The sequence below is a fragment of the Paraburkholderia sp. J7 genome (genome assembly GCF_905220155.1).
In the GTDB taxonomy this organism is placed as follows: Bacteria; Pseudomonadota; Gammaproteobacteria; order Burkholderiales; family Burkholderiaceae; genus Paraburkholderia.
In genome coordinates, this window is the sequence record NZ_CAJMYZ010000157.1 from 1 (window position 1) to 229 (window position 229).

Sequence of the window (229 nt, forward strand, 5' to 3'; positions counted from 1 at the left end):
TGTGACGACCATCAACGGCCAGATCACGAACATGCAGGGTCAGCTGGCTGACGCGGTGCTGTACGACTCGTCGGCGCATGATTCGGTGACGCTGGGTGGCACGGGTGCGACCTCGGCAGTGGCGTTGCACAACGTGGCGAACGGTCTGGTGAACGCGTCGAGCTTCGATGCGGTGAACGGTTCGCAGCTGTACACCCTTGCCAGCTCGACGGCCAGCTCGCTGGGCGGC

Annotated in this window: 1 protein-coding gene; it reads left to right on the top strand. The window is 64.6% G+C overall.

Annotated features, from left to right (window positions below):
* A partial coding sequence (locus U5A58_RS40765) for a hypothetical protein (protein WP_321965490.1) occupies nucleotides 1-229 on the top strand: 229 nt, incomplete at both ends.